At 70.8% G+C, this 17,371-nt stretch carries 13 protein-coding genes, 1 tRNA gene and 1 other RNA gene; 6 read left to right on the top strand and 9 right to left on the bottom strand.

What is annotated here, in order from left to right:
* Positions 1-2 precede the first annotated feature (2 nt).
* The 5 genes from Q9S78_RS05715 to ffs form a co-directional block, all read right to left on the bottom strand.
* On the bottom strand, positions 3-2,609 hold the full coding sequence (locus Q9S78_RS05715) for a glycoside hydrolase family 65 protein (protein WP_311859269.1): 2,607 nt from the start codon (positions 2,607-2,609) through the stop codon (positions 3-5).
* A 69-nt stretch (positions 2,610-2,678) separates the two neighbouring features.
* On the bottom strand, positions 2,679-3,401 hold the full coding sequence (locus Q9S78_RS05710; RefSeq protein ID WP_311869694.1) for an HAD family hydrolase: 723 nt from the start codon (positions 3,399-3,401) through the stop codon (positions 2,679-2,681).
* A 22-nt stretch (positions 3,402-3,423) separates the two neighbouring features.
* Complete coding sequence (locus tag Q9S78_RS05705) at positions 3,424-4,647, bottom strand: acetate kinase (protein ID WP_311859266.1); 1,224 nt, start codon at positions 4,645-4,647, stop codon at positions 3,424-3,426.
* A complete protein-coding gene (pta, locus tag Q9S78_RS05700; RefSeq protein ID WP_116228292.1) occupies positions 4,644-6,782 on the bottom strand; it encodes a phosphate acetyltransferase in 2,139 nt (712 codons plus the stop codon). Before pta ends, Q9S78_RS05705 begins: the two co-directional genes overlap by 4 nt.
* Before the next feature lie 74 nt (positions 6,783-6,856).
* Positions 6,857-6,953, bottom strand: an RNA gene (gene ffs / locus Q9S78_RS05695) — signal recognition particle sRNA small type.
* 91 nt (positions 6,954-7,044) lie between these two features.
* On the opposite strand from ffs, the gene Q9S78_RS05690 reads away from it, so the two are divergent.
* The 3 genes from Q9S78_RS05690 to Q9S78_RS05680 are packed head-to-tail and all read left to right on the top strand — an operon-like array spanning position 7,045 to position 11,570.
* Positions 7,045-8,076 (top strand): AAA family ATPase, encoded by a 1,032-nt coding sequence (locus tag Q9S78_RS05690; RefSeq protein WP_311859263.1) that lies wholly within the window; start codon positions 7,045-7,047, stop codon positions 8,074-8,076.
* 13 nt (positions 8,077-8,089) lie between these two features.
* Positions 8,090-9,337 (top strand): DUF58 domain-containing protein, encoded by a 1,248-nt coding sequence (locus tag Q9S78_RS05685; RefSeq protein WP_311859262.1) that lies wholly within the window; start codon positions 8,090-8,092, stop codon positions 9,335-9,337.
* The gene (locus tag Q9S78_RS05680; RefSeq protein WP_311859259.1) at positions 9,327-11,570 is read left to right on the top strand and encodes a transglutaminase TgpA family protein; all 2,244 of its coding nucleotides are present in this window, start codon (positions 9,327-9,329) and stop codon (positions 11,568-11,570) included. The genes Q9S78_RS05685 and Q9S78_RS05680 overlap by 11 nt, the downstream gene beginning before the upstream one ends.
* A 78-nt stretch (positions 11,571-11,648) precedes the next feature.
* Here the strand turns inward: Q9S78_RS05680 and Q9S78_RS05675 are convergent.
* From Q9S78_RS05675 to Q9S78_RS05665, 3 genes are all read right to left on the bottom strand, one after another.
* A tRNA-Ser gene (locus Q9S78_RS05675) sits at positions 11,649-11,737 on the bottom strand.
* Between the two features lie 72 nt (positions 11,738-11,809).
* A complete protein-coding gene (locus Q9S78_RS05670; RefSeq protein ID WP_018187020.1) occupies positions 11,810-12,586 on the bottom strand; it encodes an isocitrate lyase/PEP mutase family protein in 777 nt (258 codons plus the stop codon).
* 73 nt (positions 12,587-12,659) lie between these two features.
* Positions 12,660-13,106: an SRPBCC family protein gene (locus Q9S78_RS05665; RefSeq protein ID WP_020098170.1), complete on the bottom strand. Its 447-nt coding sequence runs from the start codon at positions 13,104-13,106 to the stop codon at positions 12,660-12,662.
* A 145-nt stretch (positions 13,107-13,251) separates the two neighbouring features.
* Between Q9S78_RS05665 and Q9S78_RS05660 the strand changes: the two genes are divergently transcribed.
* The gene (locus Q9S78_RS05660; RefSeq protein ID WP_116228289.1) at positions 13,252-14,049 is read left to right on the top strand and encodes a hypothetical protein; all 798 of its coding nucleotides are present in this window, start codon (positions 13,252-13,254) and stop codon (positions 14,047-14,049) included.
* A 4-nt stretch (positions 14,050-14,053) separates the two neighbouring features.
* On the opposite strand, the gene Q9S78_RS05655 is transcribed toward Q9S78_RS05660, so the two are convergent.
* Positions 14,054-14,572, bottom strand: coding sequence for a GNAT family N-acetyltransferase (locus Q9S78_RS05655; RefSeq protein WP_311869377.1), 519 nt, complete (start codon positions 14,570-14,572; stop codon positions 14,054-14,056).
* Positions 14,573-14,720: 148 nt separating this feature from the next.
* On the opposite strand from Q9S78_RS05655, the gene Q9S78_RS05650 reads away from it, so the two are divergent.
* On the top strand, positions 14,721-15,899 hold the full coding sequence (locus Q9S78_RS05650; RefSeq protein ID WP_116228288.1) for an ROK family transcriptional regulator: 1,179 nt from the start codon (positions 14,721-14,723) through the stop codon (positions 15,897-15,899).
* Between the two features lie 109 nt (positions 15,900-16,008).
* Positions 16,009-17,370 (top strand): extracellular solute-binding protein, encoded by a 1,362-nt coding sequence (locus Q9S78_RS05645; protein ID WP_311859248.1) that lies wholly within the window; start codon positions 16,009-16,011, stop codon positions 17,368-17,370.
* Position 17,371 lies beyond the last annotated feature (1 nt).

Raw genomic sequence — 17,371 nt, 5'->3', positions numbered from 1 at the left:
GGTCAGACCCTCGCGGTCACGTCGCCCGCGTCGATCGCGGGGATCTGCTGCGTCCGGGTGTCGGGTTCGCCCGCGGCATCCGTGTTCTCGGAGTCGGCCGTCACGATGGGTATCGTTCCGGTGTGCACGGGGACGGAGGTGGCGGCGGTCGCATCGGGCACCGATGCCGACAGCAGCGTGCCGTCCTCGCGGAGCTGCTCGCCGATCTGCTTCAGCGTCGGGCGACCCGGGATGACGGGACCCTGGCCCTGCAGCGGCACCGAGACCGTCTCGCCACCCGCGACCGTGTAGCCGGCGCCGCGAACCGTGAACGAGACCCCCGGTCCGTCGCCCGCTGAGACGACCATCTCGTCGCGGCGGACGGTGATCTGCAGGCGGGTGCCGTGCCAGTGCAGCGTGTACGACAGCGACGGCCAATCCGCCGGCAGACGCGGGTCGAAGCTCAGCGCACCGCGGTGGTCGCGCATCCCGCCGAACCCGGCGACGAGGGCCGTCCACACGCCGCCGGCCGAGGCCACGTGCACGCCGTCGGACGCGTTGCTGTGCAGGTCGCCGAGGTCGACGAAAGCGGATTCGCGGAAGTACTCCAGCGCGAGGTCCTGGTACCCCACCTCGGCGGCGAGGATCGCCTGGACGACCGCGGACAGCGTCGAATCCCCCGTCGTCAGCGCGTCGTAGTACTCGAAGTCGGCGAGCTTCTCGGCGGGGGTGAACTGGTTGCCCTGCAGGTACAGCGCGAGCACGACGTCGGCCTGCTTGAGCACCTGGTAGCGGTAGATCACGAGCGGGTGGAAGTGCAGCAGCAGCGGGCGCTGCTCCTCGGGGGTGTTCTCGAGGTCCCACACCTCGCGCTCGAGGAAGACCGCGTCCTGCGGGTGGATGCCGAGGGCTTCGCTGTACGGGATGTGCATGGCCTCGCCGGCGCTCTGCCAGGCGACCGGCTCCGCCTCGTCGAGGTCGAGCCGCTCCGCCATCGCCCGATAGGACTCGGGCTGGTCGATCGCCATCTCGCGGACGACCCTGGCCGCGTACCGGAGGTTGTAGCGGGCCATGACGTTCGTGAACAGGTTGTCGTTGACGACGGTCGTGTACTCGTCGGGACCCGTCACGCCGTGGATGTGGAAGCTCTCGGGGTCACCGGTCTCGGTGAACCGCCAGAAGCCGAGCGTCGCCCACAGGCGCGCGGTCTCGACGAGGATGTCGACACCCTCCCGGTGGAGGAAGTCGGTGTCGCCGGTGGCGCGGACGTACTTGCCGAGGGCGAAGGCGATGTCGGCGTTGATGTGGTACTGCGCGGTCCCGGCGGCGTAGTAGGCGGACGCCTCTTCGCCGTTGATGGTGCGCCAGGGGAACAGCGCTCCCGCCTCGTTCAGCTGGCCGGCGCGCTTCCGCGCAGCGGGGAGCATGAGGTACCGCATCCGCAGCGCGTTCCGCGCCCAGAGCGGAGTCGTGTAGGCGAGGAAGGGCAGGACGTAGACCTCGGTGTCCCAGAAGTAGTGGCCGCTGTAGCCCGATCCCGTGACGCCCTTGGCGGGCACGCCGAGCGAGTCCGCCCGGGCGGCCGCCTGTGCGAGCTGGTACAGGCACCAGCGCGTCGCCTGCTGGAGGTCGTCGTGGCCCTCGATGACCACGTCCGAGCGCTCCCAGAACGCCGAGATCCAGGCCTCCTGGCGATCGAAGAGGTTCTGGATGCCCTCGTGCTCGACCCGGTCGAGGGTGCGACGGGCTCGCTCGACCAGTTCCCGCGCGGGGACGCCGCGGGACGTGTGGTACGCCACGGCCTTCGTGATCGTGACGGGCACCCCCTGGCGCGCCTGCACCCGGAAGACGTTCTTGGCGATGTCGGGCTCGACGAGGGAGCGGGACGAGTACTCGTTGTCGGTCTCGACGAGGTGGTCGGCGACGACGGCCACCGTCATGCCCGATTCGCTCACCTTGTAGGACAGCGCGGCGCGGTCGCCGTCCTGCCAGTAGTCCTCGGGCTGCAGCACGCGGTCCTGGAAGCCGTCGGCCTTGCGCGGGTCGAAGCCGGCCGAGGCCTGCTTTCCCAGGCCTCCGCCGCCGTAGACGTCCTGACCGTCCTGCCGGTTGATCAGCTGACAGCTGACGGTGACGGGCGCGTCGGCGTTGAGGACGGTGACCGAGATCCGCATGACGGCGACGTGCCGCTCCTCGAACGAGACCAGCCGCTCGTAGTCGATCACGACGTCCTTGCCGCTCGGTGTCATCCATCGGATGTGGCGGGTGAGGACGCCCCGGCGCATGTCGAGGGCGCGCTCGTACTCTCGGAGGTCGGCGATGTCGAGCGAGAGGGGCTCGTCGTCGACGTAGACGCGCATGACCTTGCTGTCGGGCGCGTTGATGATCGTCTGACCGACCTCGGCGAACCCGAACGCGCGCTCGGCGTGGCGGATCGGGAAGACCTCGTGGAAGCCATTGAGGAAGGTGCCGTGCTCGTGGGCGTGGCGGCCTTCGGGGTGGTTGCCGCGCAGACCCAGGTAGCCGTTCCCCTCGGCGAAGAGGGTCTCGGTGACGCCGGGGTCGTCCAGCGAGAACGACGTCTCGACGAGACGCCACGGGTCCACGGGGAAGCGCTGACGATCGATCATGAGGGTCCTTCTTCGGGTGGCAGGACGAGAAGCGGGGGGATGCCGGTGGCGCGGGCGCGCCGGGGCGGATCAGACGAAGACGGCGAGGTCGTCGACGACGACGTGAGCGCCGGCCTCGCGCAGGGCGGCTTCCCCTGCGCCGCGGTCGACACCCACCACGAGACCGTACCCGGCCGCGGCGGCCGAGCGCACGCCGGAGTGCGCGTCCTCGACGGCGGCGCTGTGCCGAGGGTCGACGCCGAGCATCTCGGCCGCGCGGGCGAAGACGTCGGGGGCGGGCTTGGAGTCCAGGTGCTCGGCCTCGGCGACGACGCCGTCCATGATGACCGGGAAGCGGTCGATGATGCCGGCGGCGGTGAGGACCTCGCGGGCGTTCTTCGAGCTGGAGACCACCGCGATCGGGACGCCGGCTGCCTGCAGCTTCTCGACGAGGGCGAGCGAGCCCGGGTAGGCGGCGATGCCGTCGGCGCGGAGGACCCGCTCGAAGACGACGTTCTTGCGGTTGCCGATCCCGCACACGGTGTCGGCGGACGGGTCGTCGGAGGGATCACCCCAGGGGACCTCGACGTCGCGGGAGCGCAGCAGGCTCGCGACGCCGTCGCAGCGCTTCTTGCCGTCGAGGTGCTCGAAGTAGTCGCCCTCGGCGTAGGCCGGTTCGATGCCCCAGGCCGAGAACAGCTCGGTGAACATGCTCTCCCAGGCGTGCATGTGGACCTCGGCGGTCGGCGTGAGCACGCCGTCGAGGTCGAAGAGGACGCCGTCGAAACGGGTGAGGTCGGGGAGCTCGGCCATCGTCACGCCTCCAGCGTATCCGTCACGCCGTCGCGACCGTGTGAGCCTGGCGGGCGATCTCGAGTTCCTCGTCCGTCGGGACGACGAGGACGGTGACGGGCGAGTCGTCGGTCGAGATGACACGGATGCCGCGCTCGCGGGAGGCATTGCGCTCGGCATCCACTCGCACCCCGGCGAAGCCGAACGTCTCGAGAGCCGCCGCCCGCACCACGGCGGAGTTCTCGCCCACGCCCGCGGTGAACGAGATGACGTCGGCACCGCCGAGCTGGGCCAGATACGCGCCGATGTACGCGCGGAGCCGGTGGATGTAGACGTCGAACGCGAGCGTGGCGTCGGCATCCCCCGCCTGCCGACGCGCGTCGATGTCGCGCATGTCCGAGGCGCCGGCGAGACCGAGGAGCCCGCTCCTCTTGTTCAGGAACGAGTCGAGCTCGCCCGGGGCCATGTCCTCGCGTCGGGCGAGGACGCCGAGGACGGAGGGGTCGATGTCGCCCGAACGGGTCCCCATCACGAGGCCCTCGAGCGGGGTGAGGCCCATGGACGTGTCGACGGATTCGCCCCCGCGGATGGCGGTCGCCGAGGCGCCGTTGCCGAGGTGCAGCACGATCTGCGACAACTCCGAGACGGGCCGCCCGAGGAAGGCGGCGGCGGCCTCGCTCACGAACTTGTGGCTCGTACCGTGGAAGCCGTACTTGCGGATGCGGTGCTTCTGCGCCATCTCACGATCGATGGCGTAGGTGTACGCCGCCGCCGGCATCGTCTGGTGGAAGGCGGTGTCGAATACGGCCACGTGCGGGACGTCGGCGAACGCCGCCCGCGCCGCGCGGATGCCCTGGAGCGCGCCCGGATTGTGGAGCGGCGCGAGGGCCGAGAGCTCGTCGATGTTGATCTCGACGAGCGGGGTGACGAGGGTCGGCTCGAAGAAGCGCGCACCGCCCTGGACGACGCGATGGCCGACGGCGACGGGCCGTGCCCGATCGAGCGACGGACCTTGAGCGCCGAAGGCCTCGAGCATGACCGCGAAGCCGGTCGTGTGATCCGGGATCGGGCGTTCGATGCGCGTCGTCGCCTTCGTCGCGGTGACGCCGGTCCCCTCCTCGGCGAAGAAGACGGTGTGCGTGGCGACGCCGGTCGCCTCGCCGATCCGCTCCACGAGCCCCGAGGCCAGCGCACGCTCGGTCTCGACGTCGACGAGCTGGTACTTGAACGACGACGAACCGCTGTTGATGACGAGGACGGGGGTCATGCGCGGGTCTCCGGGGCTGCGGCATCCGCCGCGTTCTGGGCTTGGATCGCGGTGATCGCGATGGTGTTGACGATGTCTTCGACGAGCGCTCCGCGGGAGAGGTCGTTGATGGGCTTGTTGAGGCCCTGCAGGACCGGGCCCATCGCGACCGCGCCGGCCGAGCGCTGCACGGCCTTGTACGTGTTGTTGCCGGTGTTGAGATCGGGGAACACGAACACGGTCGCCCGGCCGGCGACATCCGAACCCGGCATCTTCGTCGCGGCGACCGCGGCGTCAGTGGCCGCGTCGTACTGGATGGGGCCTTCGACGAGCAGCTTCGGGGCGCGCTCGCGCACGAGCGCGGTGGCCTCGCGGACCTTCTCGACGTCGGCGCCCGAGCCGGACTCCCCCGTCGAGTAGGACAGCATCGCGACCCGCGGCGAGATCCCGAACTGGTCCGCCGTCGCGGCCGACGAGACGGCGATGTCGGCGAGCTGCGGGGCGGTCGGATCGGGGATCACGGCGCAGTCGCCGTAGACGAGGACGCGGTCGGCGAGCGCCATGAGGAACACGCTCGAAACCACGTCGACGCCCGGCTTCGTCTTGATGATCTCGAACGCGGGGCGGATCGTGTGCGCCGTCGTGTGCGCGGCACCCGAGACCATGCCGTCGGCGAGCCCCAGGTGCACCATCAGCGTGCCGAAGTAGGAGACGTCCGTGACGGTGTCGGCGGCCTGGCGGAACGTGATGCCCTTGTGGGCGCGGAGACGCTCGTACTCCCGGGCGAACTTGTCGACGTGGACGGCGTCGAACGGGCTGAGGACCTCGGCGGCCTGGATGTCGAGACCCAGCTCGAGCGCGCGGGAGCGCACCTCGATCGGCTCGCCGAGGATCGTGATGTCGGCGATGCCGCGGGCGAGGGCCGTCGCCGCGGCGCGGAGGATGCGGTCGTCACTCCCCTCGGGTAGCACGATGCGCCGGCGCTCGCTGCGCGCACGCTCGATGAGGCCGTATTGGAACATGAGGGGCGTGACGACGCTCGAGCTCGCGAGCCCGATGCGACGCAGTAGATCATCGGTGTCGACGTGCGTGTCGAAGAGCGCCAGCGCGGTGTCGTAGCGTCGCTGCGAGTGCGCCGCCAGTCGACCGCGCGCGCTCATGATGCCGCGGACGGTCTCGTACGTACCCTGATCGGTCGCGAGGATCGGGAGGTTCGAGTCGAGCCCGTCGATCAGCCGCTCGACGTGTTCGGGGAGCTCGAACGGACCGTAGAGGACGATGCCCGACAGCGACGGGAAGGTTCCGGACGCATTCGCCAAAAGGGCCGCGAGGAGCACCTCGGTGCGGTCGGCGGCGACGGCGAGGATCGCCGCCTCTTCGAGCCGCGGCAGGACGTTGTTGAGCGACATCCCCGCCACGACGACGTGCAGCACTTCGCGGTCGAGAAGGGTCTCGTCGCCCTTGACCAGGCTCGCCCCGAGCGAACGGGCGACGTCGCCCACGGATGGAGCCACGAGGTAGGCATCCTCCGGGATCGCCCAGACGCCGATGTCGCCCGCCGCAGCGGGGACCTCCCGGACGGCTGCGACGATGTCGTCGAGGCGCTCCGGGTCGGCCCGGTTGACGACGACCGCGAAGATCCCCGCGCGCTCGTGCTTGAGCTCCGCCAGGGCGAGGGTGGCGAGGTTCCCCACCTGCTCGGGCGACAGACCCCCGGCATCCGGCGAACGCTCCCCGTCGGCGGGCTGACCGGCCAGTACGACGAGCACCGGAGCGCCGAGGTTCGCGGCGATCCGGGCGTTGTACCCGAGCTCGGCGGGACTGCCCACGTCGGTGTAGTCGCTGCCGACGATGACGACGGCGTCGCACTGCGCCTCGACAGCCTTGTAGCGCTCCACGATGCGGCCGAGAGCGGCATCCGGATCGGCGCGGACCTCGTCGTAGGTGGCGCCGATGCACTCGTCGTAGCCGAGGTCGACACCGTCGTGGTCGAGGAGCATCTCGAGCACGTAGTCGCGTTCCTCGGTCGAGCGGGCGATCGCTCGGAAGACCCCGACACGCGGCGACCGACGGCTCAGGGTGTCGAGGACACCCAGGGCGATCGTCGACTTGCCGGAGTGACCTTCGGCGGAGGTGATGTAGATGCTCTGAGCCACGCATCCAGCCTAGGCTCGCGGGTCGATGACCGGGCTGGGAGCCGAGGCTGCGGTCGAAGCGGGTACCCCCGCAAAAATAAGACTCTCCGCGAACCCGGCAGAGCCCGGTTACCCTTGCTACGTTTCCGTCCTGGGGGAGTTGGCCTGGGTGCCGTCTCGCGGAGAGCTGCTGCAAGTCTACCCGACGTCGGGCGCCCGCCTACGACGGCCGGGTTAGCATCGGTCCGGGCGCGCTGCTGCGCCGACCGCGTGAGGGGGACGGATGACCGACGACCAGACGACCATGACGGCGCCGGGGGGCGGGACCGCGACGCGGTCCACCAGCCGGGTCGATGCGACCGTGTTCGCCGAGACGACGACCGCACTCGTCGAGTCGGTGTCGAAGGTCATCGACGGCAAGCCGCACGCCGTCCGTGCCGCTCTGGTTTGCCTGCTGGCCGAAGGTCATCTGCTGATCGAGGATGTCCCCGGCGTCGGCAAGACGATGCTCGCCCGCGCGCTGGGCTCCTCGATCCGGGCGACCGTGCGCCGCATCCAGTTCACTCCCGACCTGCTGCCGAGCGACGTGACCGGCGTGAGCGTATACGACCAGTCCGAGGGCCGGTTCGACTTCAAGCCGGGCGCGATCTTCGCCCACATCGTGATCGCCGACGAGATCAACCGCTCCTCCCCCAAGACGCAGTCCGCACTGCTCGAGGCGATGGAGGAGCGCCAGGTGACCGTCGACGGCACGAGCCGAGGTCTGCCAGATCCGTTCCTCGTCGTCGCGACCCAGAACCCTCTCGAGATGGAGGGCACCTACGCGCTCCCCGAAGCGCAGCGCGACCGGTTCATGATGCGCATCTCGATGGGGTACCCGGATGCCGCGAACGAAGCGCTCATGCTGCGCCAGCGCGACAGCGCGAACCCCCTCGACGCGATCCGTCCGGTGATCACCGCCGAGAGCGTCGCCTCACTCATCTCCTGGGCGCGGACGGTCCACGTCTCCCCCGCCGTCGAGGAGTACGCCGTCGCGCTGTCGCGGGCGACGCGCGAGCACTCGGACCTGCGACTGGGCGCGAGCCCCCGCGCGACGCTGCAGCTCATCCGCGCCGCGAAGGTGTGGGCCGCGCTCGAAGGACGCGAGTACGTCATCCCCGACGATCTCGTGGCGCTGATCGAGCCCGTCTTCGCCCACCGGCTGATTGCGGCTCGGGGCGGGGCGGTGTCCCGCGGACGGGGCGGGGCAGACCTCGTCGCCGCCGCACTCGAGCAGGTCGTGGGCTCGGTGCGCGTCCCCGTCGCCGCGCGCTGACCGGTCGCCCGTCATGACGCGATGGCCGCTGACTCCTCGCGGCACGGGAGCGGTCCTCCTGGGCCTCGCCTCCTTCGTGCTGGCGCCGATCGTCGGTGTGCCGGCGCTCGTGTTCTTCGGCGTCCTCCTCGTGGCTGTCGTGGCGCTGTCCTTCGCCTCGCTGTGGCTCGGTCACCGGGCCGACGGCGTGCATCGCTCCTTCGCCCCGGACGTGGCCGCCGTGGGCGGCGAGGTGGACGTCCGGGTCCGGGTCGATTCGCGCTCCATGCTGCCGACGGTCGTGGGAACCTGGCACGACAGGCTGCCCCGGGGTGTCGAAGGCGAGCCGACCGGCGTCTATCCGGCGCTCCGCTCGGGGCTCGCCGCGGGCAGCCACCGCGTGGACATCGCCTACCGTGTGCATGCGCGGCGGCGGGGGGTGCGCCCGATCGGTCCGCTCGTGGTCGAGACCACCGATCCCTTCGGTCTGACGCGCCGGCTGCAGCAACTCGGCGGGAGCGTGCCCCTCACGGTGACCCCTGCCTTCATCCCGCTCGAGGTCCTCGACGATCTCCCCGGCGCCGCCGGCGGCACGATGCAGTCCACCACCGACCGGCTCGGGCAGGGTGCCGACAACCTCATCCCCCGCGCGTACGCTCCGGGCGACTCGATGCGCCGCATCCACTGGCGCGCCAGCGCGCATCGCGGTGAGCTCATGGTGCGGCAGGAGGAGCGCGAGTCCAATCCCGAGGCCGTCATCGTGTTCGATCGGACCGCCGCCCGGTGGACCAGCGAGGCCCTGCGCTCCCCGGGCGAGGATCCCGGCTTCGAGGCGGCGGTCTCGACGGTGGTCTCGGCGGCGGCGCGATTCGTTCGCGAGGGATACAGCGTCGCGGTCATCGACGTGGACGGCGCCGAACTCGTCCCGGGGCTCGAGGGGGGCGACACCACGGCGCTCGAGGCGATGACGACGGCTTTCGCGACCCTCACGGCTCGGCGCGACGGCTCGCTCCGGGATCTCGCGCCGCTGTTCGCGGGATCCACGCTCGGCCCGGTGGTCGTCGTGACCGGTGAGGTGGACGTGACGGATGCCGCCTCCCTCGCTCCCGTCGTGACGCACAGCAGCATGCCCGTCCTGTTTGTCGAGGGCAGCGCGGATGCCGCGCTGCGGACGGCGCGGGAGGCCGGGTGGCGCGTGCACCTGCTCGAACCCGAGGATGAGCTCGACTCGCTGTGGCCGGGCGGCGTCGGTACGGAGGGGATGCGCGCTCATGCCGGCTGAACCACAGGGCGCCGCGCGCCCCCGCTACGACGGGCCGTCGACCGTCGCGCTCCTCCTCGGTCTCGTGGCCGCCCTCGTCCCGCTGTTCAGCGTGATCGCCGGCGGCGCCTGGGCTGCGCTCGCCTTCGTCCTCGCCGGTCTGCTGCTCGGCGCCGGGTACCTGCTGCGACGGCTCCGGCTCGGTGCGCTCGTCGTGACCCCGTCCCTCCTGGCGATCTGGATCGCGACGATGACGGCCGTGTTCTTCTCGGATGTCGCCTGGTTGTTCATCATCCCCTCGGGTGAGGCGTTCGCCCGGGTGCCGCGATTGGTCGAGATCGCGAGCTCGGACATCGCCGTCGGCGTCGCGCCGCTCGAGGCTTCGGCCTCCCTCACGTTCCTCATCGTCGGCGCCGTCGGCTTGCTCGCGGTCGCCCTCGACCACGTCGTCCTGACGGCGCGGATGCCGCTGCTCGCCGGTGTCGCCCTGATCGCCGTCTGGCTGATCCCGACGCTGGCCGTGCCGCAGGTGATGGACCTGTGGGCCTTCGCGTTCCTCGCGGTCGTCCTGCTGTGGCTGCTGCGCGCAGAGACCCGCGCCCGCCACCGTGCGCGGTCCGCCGACGCACCGCGCGGCGGTGTCGGCGCCGTCGCGGCCGTGATCGCGGCATCCGCCATCGTCATCGCCGTGATCGCCGCGCCGGCGCTGCCGACGCCGGCCGCCCCCAGTGGCGGGTTCGGCGGGGGCACATCGATCGACGCGTCGCTGAACCTCGGCGACGACCTGCGCCGGCCCGCGGAGATTCCCGTGGTCCGGCAGTGGAGCGCCGCGGCGGCCCCGGCCTACCTGCGCGTCGCGACCCTCACCGAGCTGGAGGGGAACTCGTGGCAACCCGACCGCAACCGCTCGGTGCCGATCGATGAGTGGGTGCCCGAGGACTCCGCCGCGGACGGCATCGAGATCGTGGAGGACCGGCGCACGGTCGAGGTCCTCGACCTCTCCTCTGCGCAGCTGCCCGTCCCCGCGGACGCGGTCTCCTTCGACGGGGTGACCGGGAGCTGGCGGATCACCGCTGCGAACGGAACGGTCGCCTCGCCCACCTCCGCCGCACGCGGCCAGACGTTCGAGGTCGTGAGCCGGACGCCGCGGCCCACCCTCGAGCAGGCGCGCGCGGCCGAGGCCCGCGGCGGCCCCCGCGAAGCGGTGGAGCTCCCGGCCGACACCCCGTCGCAGATCGCCGATCTGGCGACGGAGGTGACGGCCGACTCCTCGAACGACTACGACCGTCTGCTCGCCCTGCAGTCGTGGTTCCGCGGGCCGAGTTTCGACTACTCGCTCTCGGCTCCGGTCGAGGAGGGCTTCGACGGCTCCGGCGTCGAAGCCGTCGAGCGATTCCTGCAGGTGCGGTCGGGGTACTGCGTCCATTTCGCGTCGGCATTCGCGATCATGGCGCGGACCCTCGACATGCCCTCCCGCGTCGTCGTGGGATTCCTCCCAGGCCTCCCGACCGGCGACGTCGAGGGCGACGACCGCGTCTATCAGGCCACGACCGCCCAACTGCACGCCTGGCCCGAGGTCTTCTTCGCGGGCATCGGCTGGGTCGCCTTCGAACCCACCAAGAGCCTCGGCGCCGCACAGAGATTCGCCTCGGAGGACGACGGCTCGAACGAGCCCGAGCCCGAGCCGTCGGCGACCGCCACGCCGCAGCCGACCTCGACCGCGTCGGCGGCACCGCGACCCGACGAGGACCCCACCGCGGGCGCCACGCCCACGACGACCTTCTCCGTCGTCACCGTGCTGCCGGTCCTGGGGATCGTGGCCGGCGTCATCCTCCTGCTCTCCCTTCCCGGTCTCGCCGGCGCGGTCGTCTCCCGCCGACGCCGGTCGCAGGCGCGACGCGGCAGCGCCGCTGCGGCGTGGCGTCTCGTGCAGGACACGGCGCTCGACCTCGGCATCCCGGTGCCCGAATCGGAGTCGCCGCGGGCGTTCGGCGAGCGGCTCCAGGCCGACCACGGCGGTCCGCCGGTCGCGCTGGATCGGCTCGTGGGCGCCGTCGAGCGCTCGAGCTACGCGCAGCCTGGTTCGTTCGGCGACGCCGACGGTGACGAGCTCGTGACGGATGCCGCCGCGATCCGCGCCGGGCTGTTCGCCGCCGTGTCGGTGCCACGTCGCCTTGCGGCGCGTCTGCTGCCGCGCTCGCTCGTCGTCCACCCGGGGTCGACCTTCGCCGAGGCGATGCCGCTGCAGCGCTGAGGTCCCGGCAGCGCTGAGGACCCGGTAGCTCCGGGAACGACGAAGCCCCGCACCATCAGGTGCGGGGCTTCGTTCCGGCGGAAGCGACAGGATTTGAACCTGCGAGACGAGTTACCCCGCCTACATGGATTCCAGCCATGCTCCTTCGGCCGCTCGGACACGCTTCCAACGGGAGAGCCTACCACGCAGGCTCCGCCCGCCCTGTCGAAGGTCGCGCTCCGGCATCCGTCCCGCTGCCGTCAGTTGAGGGCTCGGGTGCTGTCCGGGATCACGCCGTCCCGGTACAGATCGGCGGCGAGATCCTGGTACGCCGTCAACGCGACGCGCTGGGTGAGCGGGCCGTAGGAGATGCGGGCGACGCCGAGCTTCTCGTATTCGGCCGCGCGGAGGGCGCCGGGCAGTCCGATCACGCTGACCCGGCCGATGCCCTCGACCAGGCGGGCCGTGGTGTCGGCGTCGAGCGCTCCGGGCACGAAGACGACGTCGGCGCCCGCGTCGAGGAAGGCGCGACCGCGCGCGATGGCATCGGCGATCGACTCCTCGAGCGGGCGGTCCCCTGCTCTGGCGATGGCGTCGGTGCGGGCGTTGAGCGCGAACGGGACACCCTCGGACTCGGCTGCCGCGACGGCGGCGGCGACCCGCGCGACGGCCTCGTCGAAGGGCCGGAGACGGTCTTCCATGTTGGCGCCGACGATGCCGACGCCAATCGCCCGGCGGATCGTGTCGCCGGTGTCCTCATACCCGTCGTCGAGGTCGGCCGACACGGGGACGTCGCCGGCGGCCTCGACGATCCGGCCCACCATGTCGAGCGTCGTCTCGAGGGGGATCGTGCCGTCGTCGTAGCCGAAGGATGCCGCGATCGAGTGGCCCGCGGTCGCGATCGCTCGTGTCTCGGGCAGAGCGAGCACGGCCTTCGCCGAGATGACGTCCCACACGTTGATGACGCGGAGGATCTCGGGGGCGGCGTGCAGGTCGCGAAGGCGGCGAGCGCGGCCTTCGAGGGAGAGAGTGGTCATGTTCCCACCGTGCCACGACGGCCCGGTGGAATGCACCACCGGGCCGTCGCGAGCAGTCGGAGGCGCCGACCGCTCAGCCCACGTCGCCTCTCCAGGCACCGGTTTCAGCGCCGCGGGATTCGATGAATTCCTTGAACTTCTGCAGGTCCTTCTTGACCGCGTGGTCGTCGACGCCGATGGCGGCGCCGACGGTCTCGACGAAGCCCTCGGGCTTCCAGTCGAGCTGCACCGTGACGCGCGTCTCCGTGTCGCTCAGGCGGTGGAAGGTCACGACGCCGGCGTGATCCTCGTCGACGCTCTTCCACGCGACGCGCTCATCCGGATGCTGCTCCGTGATGTGCGCGGTGAACTCACGCTCCACGCCGCCGATCTTCACATTCCAGCGGTTCGTCGTGTCGTCGATCTGCGTGATCGACTGGACGTAGCTGAGGAAGTGGGGGAAGGACTCGAACTGGGTCCACTGGTTGTACGCGGTCGACACCGGCACACTGACATCGACCGTTTCGATGATGCTGGCCACGGTTCTCCTCTCGTCGCGATGTGCCGTCCATGATCGGCGGCGTTCCGGATGCCGCCCCAGGGGCTTGCGCCGGTGGCATCCGATTCGATAGACGGCCCGAGTAGGCTCGACGACGACTCCCGCCACGTCGACGCAAGGAGCTCCCGTGCGCACTCCCGTCCTGCCCCTGTCCATCGCGGCCGTGGCGGCGGTCCTCGCCCTGACGGGATGTACCGGGCCCGCCGAACCGGGCCCCACCGATTCGCCGTCGACGGCGACGACCACCCCCACGGAACCCGGCACGCCCTCGTCGACCCCCACAGCGGCTGCGCCGGTCGTCGAGAAGCCGGTCGAATGCGAGACCCTCGATCTCACCGCGACCACCGTCACCGGCGGAGACCTCGGCCCCTGCATCCAGGCGGTCCTCGTCCGCTACGACAGCGGCACGCTGACGATCTCGGGCGACGAACTGGCCGGGAAGATCGTCTACCACTACGACCCGATGTTCGAGTTCCGGGGCGAGCTGGAGACCGGTGCCGGCCCGGCATCCATCAGCTTCGTCGACGGCGCGATGCTCCTCGACGACGGGGACGGACCGGTCGTCGCCGACGTGGACTCGGCGGATGCGTCGCAGCAGGAGGCCGGGTCGACGGCGGAGATCTACCGCGTGTTCTCCGACCCCGGCTTCATGGGCGATCTGATCGGCGCCGGCGAGACGTGGCAGGTCTCCCCCGAACCCGAGGACGTCGAAACGCCCGACGGCACCGTCGAGGCCTACCGGCTCGTGAGCGCGGCACCGTACACGTGGTACGACATCCCGGTCGAGTCCTACACCCTCTGGATCACGACCGAAGGACTGCCCGTGGCCGCCGAATCCACCACAGGGTTCCTCGGACGCACCGCGACGATCACGCAGAAGCTGTCAGGGCTGGGCGACCCGGTGACGATCTCGCCGCTGTCCTGACCCGTCAGCGCCGCGCGAGCGCGGCGAGCGCGTCGCCGGCCATCCGCTGCGTCGTCCACTCCTCCATGCCCTCGGCACCGATCGAGCGATAGAAGCCGACGGCCGGCGCGTTCCAGTCGAGCACCGTCCATTCGAGCCGCGGGTAGCCGCGCTCGAGGGCGACGGCCGCCAGCGAACCCAGGAGCGCCGTGCCGTACCCGCGCCCGCGATCGGTCTCGTCGACGAACAGGTCCTCGAGCCAGATCCCGTGGCGTCCCGTCCAGGTCGAGAAGGTGAGGAACCACACCGCGATCGCCCGGATGCCGCCGTCCCGCTCGATCACGTGGGCGAACACCTTCGGGTCGTCGCCGAACAGCGCGGCGGTGAGGTCGCCGACCGTCGTGCGGACGGCATCCGGCTCCCGCTCATAGGCCGCGAGGGCGTGGGTCGCGGCCAGGATGCCGGCTTCGTCGCCGGGCCGCGCGACGCGCAGCACAGCGCCGTCTTCGAGGGTGCGGGCGGCCAGAGGTGAGGGCGAGGACATGCCACGAATGTAGCGGGCCCGGCAGGGGATCGCCGGTCGCCGCGGGGCGCGCTACGCTCGATCAACCGCCCCTCGGAGCAAAGCAGGTTCACCCATGGCCAGACGCGGCGCAAATCAACCCAGCGTCGGTGGTTACAACGAAGCGGTCGTGCTGGACCAGATCCGTCGTTCGCACGGCCACAGCCGTGTCGAGCTGGCCGACACCACCGGCCTGTCCGCGCAGACCGTCTCGAACATCGTGCAGCGACTCCTCGACGCGGGGATCGTGGAAGAGGCGGGGCGCACCAGCTCCGGCCGGGGCAAGCCGCGCACGACCCTGCGCCTGGTCGGCAGCAGCCGCTACGCGATCGGCGTGCACCTCGATCCCGGTCTCATCACCGTCGTCGTCCTCGGGATCGACGGCGACGTCGTCAGCCGCCACGCGCGAGCGACCCCGACGGCGCAGGACCCCTCCGACACGGTCGACGTGCTCATCCAGGACATCGAGATGGTCCTCACCGAATCGGGCATCGACCGCACTCGCATCGTCGGCCTCGGCATCGCCGCCCCCGGTCCCATCGACGTGCACCGCGGCATCGTGCTGGATCCGCCCAACCTGGCGGGGTGGCACCGCGTGCCCCTGCGCGATGCGATCGCCGCGGCGACGGGCCTGCCCGTCGTGCTCGAGAAGGACGTCACCGCCGCCGCGGTGGCCGAGAAGTGGACGGACGAGGCCGACGGCGCGCAGAACTTCGCGTTCCTCTACCTCGGCACCGGTCTCGGCGTCGGCCTCGTCATCGGCGACGAGGTCGTCCGCGGCGGGTCGGGCAACGCAGGCGAGATCGGCCACATCGTCGTCGACCCGGACGGCCTTCCGTGCGCGTGCGGACTGCGCGGCTGCATCGCCGTCAGCTGCGCACCGCTCCCCCTGATCGAAGAGGCCGAGCGGCGCGGAGTCATCCCCGCCGAGCGCCCCGACGATCACCCGACCGGGGTGGACGCCGCGATGACCCGACTCGTGGCGCTGGCGGACGCGGGCGACGATGGTGCGGACGAGCTCTTGCGACGGTGCAGCGAGCACGTGGCGCGGGCACTGGCCGTGGTGTCGAACCTGCTCGACGTCGACCGGATCGTGATGGGCGGACCGCTCTGGGACCGCGTCGGCCAGATGTTCACCGACACGATCCCCGCCCGGCTCGACGAGCTGCGTGCGGCCCGGGGCGTGCACCCCGTGACGGTGTCCGGCACCGTCCTGGGATCGGACGTCGGAGCGATCGGAGCGGCCTGCCTGATCCTCGACGAGGCGCTCACCCCGCGGACGACGTCGCTGCTGGTTCCGTCGGCGTGATCCCAATCACGTCACGGTCTCCGGTGCGCCTTGACTCATGTAATTCCACCCATTTGACTTACGGGGTCCGGACATCGGGTACGGGCGTCATGGTCAGCAAGGGGGCCCCGTGAGAATTCGCACCGCCATCACGTCCATCGCCGCAGCAGCCGCTGCCGTCCTCGTTCTCGGGGGGTGTTCCGCGGATCCCGGCGGATCCGAGGGCGACACCGTGACGGTCGTGTACGTGAAGACGAACGCGTTCACCGCGATGGACACCCTCATGAAGACGGCGAAGAAGGAGTTCGAGGCATCCCACGACGGGATCACCGTCGACCTCGAGCCGATCACCGCGAGCGACGAAGACTACAAGACACGTCTGCAGCTCTCGCTCGCCTCCCCCGACACGGCACCGGATGTGTTCTACGAGGACTCCTTCTCGGTCCGCAGCGACATCGAAGCGGGCTACCTGCTGGACCTCGACGACAAGGTCGGCGCGTGGAAGGACTGGGAGCAGTTCGACGAGAACGCCCGCACTGCCGGCGAGGGCGCCGACGGCAAGGTCTACGCGCTGCCCCTGGGCACCGACACCCGCGTGATCTGGTACAACAAGGACGTCCTCTCGAAGGCCGGCATCGCGTTGCCGTGGCAGCCCGAGAGCTGGGACGACATCCTCGCCGCCGCGGCGCAGATCAAGAAGAGCCAGCCCGACGCGGTGCCCTTCAACATGTACGCCGGAACCGGCACGGGCGAAGGCACCGTCATGCAGAGCTTCTACGAGCTGCTCTACGGCACTGGCGACGGGACCGGCCTCTACGATGACGAGTCCGGCAAGTGGGTCGTCGGCTCGCAGGGCTTCGTCGACTCGCTGACCTTCCTGCAGACCCTCTACGACGAGGGCTACGCCGTCAGCCCCGACAAGGCGCTCGACCCCAACGTGTGGCAGTCGGTCTTCGGAGACATGTTCCCTAAGGCGACCCTCGGCGCGACGGTCGAAGGGTCGTACACGCCCTCGTTCTGGGCGGAGGGCGGCGACTTCGCGTGGCCCGAATACGCCGACAAGATGGGCGTCGCGCTGTTCCCGACACAGGACGGTCAGGAGCCGGGAGGCGTGAGCATGTCGGGCGGGTGGACGCTCGCGGCCTCGGCCCAGACCGACGTCCCCGACCTCGCGTTCGAGTTCATGACGACGGTCGTCAACAAGAAGAACGCCCTCTGGTACGCGGTCAACAACTCCCAGATCGCCGTCCGCAAGGACGTGGCCGCGGACCCGGAGTACCTCGAGGCGAATCCGTTCGTGAAGGCGGTGACGGATGCCGTCTCGGTCACCCACTTCCGCCCCGCCAACAGCGACTACCCGCAGATCTCCGTCGCGGCCCAGGAGGCGACGGAAGCCGTCATCACCGGGCAGCAGTCCCCCGCCGAGGCAGCCGCCGCCTACGACGACGCCGTCCGCAAGATCGCCGGCGACGACGGAGTCGTCACCGGGTGAG

The organism is Microbacterium aquilitoris (assembly GCF_031932285.1).
GTDB classification, from domain to species: domain Bacteria; phylum Actinomycetota; class Actinomycetes; order Actinomycetales; family Microbacteriaceae; genus Microbacterium; species Microbacterium aquilitoris.
Note: the sequence above shows the minus strand (reverse complement) of the source record. Positions and strands in the feature narration are given on the sequence as shown.